This is a genomic window from Arthrobacter sp. Y3221157 (assembly GCF_059089865.1).
Genome location: NZ_JBNHFD010000128.1, coordinates 1 through 6,308, shown reverse-complemented (window position 1 = coordinate 6,308; position 6,308 = coordinate 1). Strand labels below are relative to the sequence as shown.

General features: G+C 67.2%; 6 protein-coding genes and 2 pseudogenes. 3 read left to right on the top strand and 5 right to left on the bottom strand.

Going from position 1 to position 6,308, the window contains the following annotated elements; genetic code table 11:
- Positions 1 to 480 (bottom strand): annotated as a pseudogene (locus tag AC5RTT_RS19235) (ATP-dependent DNA ligase); the annotation flags it as partial.
- Between the two features lie 69 nt (positions 481 to 549).
- Between AC5RTT_RS19235 and AC5RTT_RS19230 the strand changes: the two are divergent.
- Positions 550 to 1,152: a dihydrofolate reductase family protein gene (locus AC5RTT_RS19230; RefSeq protein ID WP_494146524.1), complete on the top strand. Its 603-nt coding sequence runs from the start codon at positions 550 to 552 to the stop codon at positions 1,150 to 1,152.
- A 73-nt stretch (positions 1,153 to 1,225) separates the two neighbouring features.
- Here AC5RTT_RS19230 and groL read toward each other — a convergent pair whose 3' ends face one another.
- Positions 1,226 to 2,836, bottom strand: coding sequence for a chaperonin GroEL (groL, locus tag AC5RTT_RS19225; protein ID WP_494146523.1), 1,611 nt, complete (start codon positions 2,834 to 2,836; stop codon positions 1,226 to 1,228).
- A gap of 77 nt (positions 2,837 to 2,913) precedes the next feature.
- Positions 2,914 to 3,207, bottom strand: a complete 294-nt coding sequence (gene groES, locus AC5RTT_RS19220) for a co-chaperone GroES (protein WP_003805290.1) — start codon at positions 3,205 to 3,207, stop codon at positions 2,914 to 2,916.
- Positions 3,208 to 3,417: 210 nt separating this feature from the next.
- Here groES and AC5RTT_RS19215 point away from each other — a divergent pair, with 210 nt between their 5' ends.
- Complete coding sequence (locus AC5RTT_RS19215) at positions 3,418 to 4,350, top strand: DMT family transporter (RefSeq protein WP_494146522.1); 933 nt, start codon at positions 3,418 to 3,420, stop codon at positions 4,348 to 4,350.
- On the opposite strand, the gene AC5RTT_RS19210 is transcribed toward AC5RTT_RS19215, so the two are convergent.
- The gene (locus tag AC5RTT_RS19210; protein WP_494008874.1) at positions 4,290 to 4,670 is read right to left on the bottom strand and encodes a hypothetical protein; all 381 of its coding nucleotides are present in this window, start codon (positions 4,668 to 4,670) and stop codon (positions 4,290 to 4,292) included. The genes AC5RTT_RS19215 and AC5RTT_RS19210 overlap by 61 nt on opposite strands.
- Before the next feature lie 53 nt (positions 4,671 to 4,723).
- Between AC5RTT_RS19210 and AC5RTT_RS19205 the strand changes: the two genes are divergently transcribed.
- Complete coding sequence (locus tag AC5RTT_RS19205; protein ID WP_494146521.1) at positions 4,724 to 5,965, top strand: THUMP-like domain-containing protein; 1,242 nt, start codon at positions 4,724 to 4,726, stop codon at positions 5,963 to 5,965.
- 10 nt (positions 5,966 to 5,975) lie between these two features.
- Here AC5RTT_RS19205 and AC5RTT_RS19200 read toward each other — a convergent pair.
- A pseudogene (locus tag AC5RTT_RS19200) lies at positions 5,976 to 6,308 on the bottom strand (shikimate 5-dehydrogenase); the annotation flags it as partial.

Here is a 6,308-nt window from a genome sequence, read left to right as displayed (position 1 = left end):
GCCGAGGTCGCCGGAAAGCATCGCAGCCCGCCGGACGGACTCCACCGGCCGGCCGGCGGCGCGGGCGACGGCGTCCGTCAGGACGCCTTCCAGGGCGCCGGTGCGGAGCTCACCCAGGAGAACTCCGGCGATGAACGCCTGCTCCCGTTCGGTGGCGGCGGACAGAAGCGTCCGGAGGGTGACGGCACGCTCCGCCGCGGATCCGGTGCCGGCCGTGCCGAGGAGCCGGTCCAGGGCGGCGTCGACGTCGGCCACCGTCAGGGTGCGCTCTTCGGCCGGTTCCCCCTTGGCTGCCGACATTCCGCTCCAGCCCACTCCGACGCGCCCCTGCCGCGGCCTTGCTGTCAGCAGGCCGACGACAGTGGAAATCTCCCCGGGTTCAAGCCGGCGCAGCAGGTCCGCGAGCGCCTCGACCTTGGCGAGCCGGGAGCGGGTGGAAGCGACCGCATCAGTGGTTTTCACGAGCTCGTCGAGCAGCATGGGACCAGTCTGCCACGGCGCCGCCAGTGGGATCTGGACACGATACCGGCACCGTCCCAAAATGGGCGGATGGGCATCATCGTCGCGAACCTGTTCATGACCCTCGACGGCGTCTACCAGGCGCCTGGCGGGCGCGAGGAGGACACCGAGGCCGGTTTCGCCTTCGGCGGCTGGCAGTTGCCGGTGTCCGATGACGAGTCCGAAGCCGACATCGAGGCCGGGATCGGCCGCATGGACGCCCTCCTGCTGGGCCGGAAGACGTACGACATCTTTGCTTCGTACTGGCCGCACCAGCCAGGCGACATCGGCGCCACCCTGAACCGGGTCCCCAAGTTCGTGGTCTCCGGATCGCTGGCCCACCCCGGCTGGGCAGGCACCACCGTGCTGCCGGATGCCGCGGCCGCGGGCAGGCTCCGCGAGGAGTACGGGGAGGTGCACATGTTCGGCAGCGGGGCCCTCATCCGCTCCCTGCTGCAGGCGGAAGTGCTCGACCGCCTTAGCATCTGGCTGTATCCGCTCACCCTGGGACAGGGGAAGCGGCTCTTCGACGCCGGGACCATTCCGGCCACCTTCCGCCTCGCCGAACCGGCACGGTCCTTTCCAAAAGGAGCGGTGCGGCTGGTTTATGAGCGTGCCGGCGGGGTGGAGACGCAGGATATGCCGGGAACTTAATTCCAGCCGTACCCGAAGATGCAAAAAACCGGCCCGGCGGATGCCGGACCGGTTTTCGCGTGGAAGCAGTGCGTCAGTGGCTGTGGCCAGCGTGCTCGTCTTCCTGAGCGGGCTTCTCCGCAACCAGGGTCTCAGTGGTGAGGACCAGGGCAGCGATGGAGGCTGCGTTGCGCAGGGCGGCACGGGTGACCTTGACGGGGTCGATGACACCGGCAGCGATCAGGTCCTCGTATTCGCCCGACTTGGCGTTAAAGCCGTTGTTGGTTTCGAGCTCGGCGACCTTGGCGGTGATGACGTAGCCGTCGAAGCCGGCGTTCTGGGCGATCCAGCGCAGCGGCTGCACCAGTGCGCGGCGGACAATGCCCACGGCAGCGGCGGCGTCGCCTTCCAGCGCCTTGACGGCGGGGTCCTCATCCAGTGCCTTGAGGGCGTGGATCAGGGCGGAACCGCCACCGGCCACGATGCCTTCTTCGAGGGCAGCGCGGGTGGAGGACACGGCATCTTCGATGCGGTGCTTCTTTTCCTTCAGCTCAACCTCGGTGGCAGCACCAACCTTGATGACGCCGATGCCGCCGGCCAGCTTGGCCAGGCGTTCCTGGAGCTTTTCGCGGTCCCAGTCCGAGTCGGTGCGGGCCAGCTCGGCACGCAGCTGCGCGACGCGTGCGGACACGTCCTCGGCAGAGCCTGCGCCGTCCACGATGGTGGTGTTGTCCTTGGTGACCGTGATGCGGCGGGCAGTACCCAGCACCTCCAGGCCAACGGTGTCCAGGCTCAGGCCCAGCTCCGGGGAGACAACCTGTGCACCGGTGAGGGTGGCAATGTCCTGCAGCATGGCCTTGCGGCGGTCGCCGAAGCCGGGAGCCTTGACGGCAACGACGTTCAGGGTTCCGCGGATGCGGTTGACGATCAGCGTGGACAGGGCCTCGCCGTCGACATCCTCGGCGATGATGAACAGCGGCTTGGACGCCTGCAGCGCCTTCTCCAGGAGCGGCAGGAATTCCTGCAGCGAGGAGATCTTGCCCTGGTTGATCAGGATGAGGGCGTCCTCGAGGACTGCTTCCTGACGGTCCGCGTCCGTGATGAAGTACGGGGACAGGTAGCCCTTGTCGAACTGCATGCCCTCGGTGAGGACCAGTTCGGTCTGGGTGGTGGAGGATTCCTCGATGGTGATTACACCATCCTTGCCCACCTTGCCGAAGGCCTCGGCCAGGAGCTCGCCGATTTCTTCGCTCTGTGCCGAGATGGCAGCCACGTTGGCGACCTGGGTGCCCTCGACGGGGCGGGCGTTCTCCAGCAGCCGTGCGGCGACGGCTTCAACCGAAACCTCGATGCCGCGCTTGATCTGACCGGGAGCAGCGCCGGCAGCAACGTTGCGCAGGCCCTCCTTGACCAGTGCCTGGGCCAGGACCGTTGCGGTGGTGGTGCCGTCGCCTGCTACGTCGTTGGTCTTGGTGGCAACTTCCTTGGCCAGCTGGGCACCAAGGTTTTCGTACGGGTCGTCCAGTTCCACTTCGCGGGCGATGGTGACGCCGTCGTTCGTGATGGTGGGCGCGCCCCACTTCTTGTCCAGGACAACGTTGCGGCCGCGGGGGCCGAGCGTTACCTTGACGGTGTTGGCGAGCTTATCGATGCCGGCTTCAAGAGACCGGCGGGCAGCGTCGTTAAACGCAAGCTGCTTTGCCATGGTTTTGTCCTTTCAAGACAGAACCCCGCGCAGCTGGCCAGCAGAAGGCATGACCAGCGGCACGGGGATCCGGGAAGTTACTTTACGACGATCGCCAGGACGTCGCGGGCGGACAGCACGAGGTACTCGGTGCCGCCGGTCTTGACTTCGGTTCCACCGTACTTGGAGTAGATCACGACGTCGCCCACGGCTACGTCCACCGGTACGCGGTTGCCGTCTTCGAAGCGACCGGGGCCTACTGCAACAACTTCGCCTTCCTGGGGCTTCTCCTGTGCGGAGTCCGGGATCACCAGGCCGGAAGCCGTGGTCTGCTCGGCTTCGAGCGGGCGGACAACAATACGATCCTCAAGAGGCTTAATAGAGACCGACACTCGGACCTCTCCTTTTCGTCAGCAAATTCGTGGACTTGGAAAGCTTTCCGCCCTGGCTGGCAACCGTCGTCGCGGTGCCGGCAGCAGCCTGGTGGCAGCTCTTCATGTGTTAGCACCCTCCTAGGGAGAGTGCTAATGAAGACTCTATGTCCGGGTTAGCACTCGGTCAAGGCGAGTGCCAGCGTTTCGTCTTCGGCGGACACATGCGCCATGTACATTGAAGCGGTGCGAGCTGCCGTGTACCTGATCCTTGCGAACCTGTTCTGGGCCGGAAATTTCGTGGTGGGCAAGTCGGCCATGAAGACGATGGACCCGCTCCAGCTGACGTTCTGGCGCTGGGCCCTGGCCGCCGCACCGCTGCTCCTCCTGGCACACGTCGTCGACAGGCCGGACTGGAAGGCGGTGCTGCGCCGCTGGCCGGTCCTGCTGCTGCTGAGCGTGCTGGGGATGAGCGGCTATACGCTGCTGCTGTACAGCGCGCTGCAGCACACATCGGCCCTGAACGCCTCCCTGGTCACTGCCGCCAACCCGGCGCTGATCATGGTGCTCGCCGTCGTCCTCCTTCGGGACCGGCCCCGCCCGGTGAGCTGGCTGGGCATCGGCCTGGGCCTGGCCGGGGTCCTCCTGGTGCTCACCGGCGGTGACCTGCATCGGCTGGTCACTTTCTCCATCAATGCCGGTGAACTGCTGATCCTGGCCGCCATCACAGTATGGGGCTTCTACACCATCATCGCCCGCAGGCTGTCCCTGCCGGCCATCACGTCCACCGCGGTGCAGGTTGCCCTGGCAGCCGTGGTCCTGACCCCCCTGGCTGTGGTGAGCGGCGCCGGGCTGCCGTCCACTGCCGCCGAAAGCTGGTCGCTGGCGTTTATCGCAGTGTTCCCGTCGCTGGGCTCCTACCTGCTGTGGAACCTGGCCCTGAAACGGACCACGGCCGCGAATGCGGGCAACTACCTGAACCTGATCGCCGTCTTTACCGCTATCATCACGGTGCTGCTGGGCCAGCCCATCACCATCGCGCAGGTTATGGGCGGCATCCTGGTGATATCAGGCGTACTGCTCACCAGCGCCGGGCAGCAGCCTCAGCGGCCCAGATCCTCGAAGTCAACGTCCTCGCCGCCGTCGGAATCCCGCGTCCCCTGATTCCTGCTGCGGTACAGCACAGCGGCTGCGGCGGCCGCGGCCAGCAGGGAGGCGACCAGGAAGACAATGCTTCCGGTCCGTGCCCCGGCGTACAGCCCGCGGATATCCCGGGCCTCCTGGGTATCGTCCTCGATGCTGTTGCCGCCCACCGAATAGACGGTGGCGTTGAAGGTGTCCAGGAAGAAAATGATCACCAGCAGCGCCAGGCACACCACCGCCACCACGGCCGCCGCGATCAGCGCCGGGCGGGCGTACTTGGCAGGACCCCGGTCCGTGGGCTGCTGTTCTCCGGACTGCTGGGGGCCTGCGCTGTCTTCCATGGTTTCAACCCTATCGGCATCCCGCAGGACGCTCCTCTACTAGGCTGGAACGCATGCCCAACGCTCCCCAGGACCAGATCGCGCCGCTGCTCACCCCGGAAGGCTGGGAACTGCTGGCCTCCCTTGGGCCCTACCGTGATGAGGCGTCGTTCGGGCTGAATTCCGCGCTGCGCAAGGCCGGGCACTCCCCCGAACTCGTGTCCGCCGCCCTCACCCAGTCACGGCTCCGCACCAGGGCCGAGGCCAAGTTCGGCGAGTTTGCCCGCCAGATGCTGTTCACCCAGGCCGGGCTGGAGCAGGCCACCCGCCTGAGCGTTGCAGCCCGCCACGCACAGCGCTTTGCCGAAGCGGGCGTCAGCCACGTGGCAGATCTGGGCTGCGGGCTCGGCGCCGACTCCCTTGCGCTGGCTTCCCTGGACCTCACCGTCACCGCGGTGGAAAAGGACGAGACGACTGCCGCCTGCGCCACCGTGAACCTCATCCCCTTCCCGAACGCCACCGTGGTCCACGCGGACGCCACCGCGGTCCCGCTGGATGGCATCGACGGCGTGTGGCTGGACCCCGCCCGCAGGGTCACCTCCAGCTCCGGCACCACGCGCATCTGGGACCCCGAAGCCTTTTCGCCGCCGCTGTCCTTCGTGGAGTCCCTCGCGGCATCCGGAAAGGCCGTGGGGGTGAAGATGGGGCCGGGGATGCCGCATGATTCCGTGCCCGAAGGCTGTGAAGCCCAATGGGTGTCCGTGAACGGGGACGTCACTGAGGTGGCCCTGTGGTTCAACGCCGTGCGCCGCGCCGGCGTCCGCCGCTCAGCCCTGGTGCTGGGGCCAAACGGAGCAGCCGAGCTTGCCAGCGCCGATGAGTTCGGAGCCGGGCCTGCGGCGCCGGTGGGTCCGGTGGCGGGCTACCTCTACGAACCGGACGGCGCCGTCATCCGGGCGGGACTCGTGGCCGACGTCGCAAAGGAGCTCGGCGGCCACCTGGTGGACGAGCACATCGCCTACATCTGCTCCCCCGCACTTGCAGACACCCCGTTCGCGCGTGCCTACAAAGTGCTGGATGTCATGCCCTACAACGTCAAGGCGCTCAAGGCCTGGGTTAAGCAGGAAGGCATCACGGTGCTGGACATCAAGAAGCGCGGCACCGCCGTCACCCCGGAGGAACTGCGGAAGCAGCTGCTGCCCGGCGGCAAGAATGCAGGCAGGAAACGCGCCGGGAAGACAGCCACCCTGGTCCTGACGCGCATCGGGGAGGACCGGGTGGCCATCGTGGTGGAGCCGGTGTCGGCCGGCACCTGAGCACCAGGTGCTACTGGGCGCGCATGAACTCCTCGGCGGCCCGCACCTGCTCAGGGGTGGGGCGCACGCCCGTGTAGAGCACGAACTGTTCCAGCGCCTGGATGGTGGCCACCTCCGCACCGGTGATCACCGGCTTGCCTGCGGCGCGGGCCGCCCGGATCAGCGGGGTCTCCGCGGGCAGCGCCACCACGTCGAAGACAATTTTGGCGGCGTTGATGGCCTCGGCAGGGAACGCCACCGTTTCCGCGTCCGCCCCGCCGGCCATCCCCAGCGGGGTGACGTTGATGATCAGGTCCGCGGTCCCGCCGTCGAGCGCTGCCCGCCATTGGAAGCCGTACTGGGC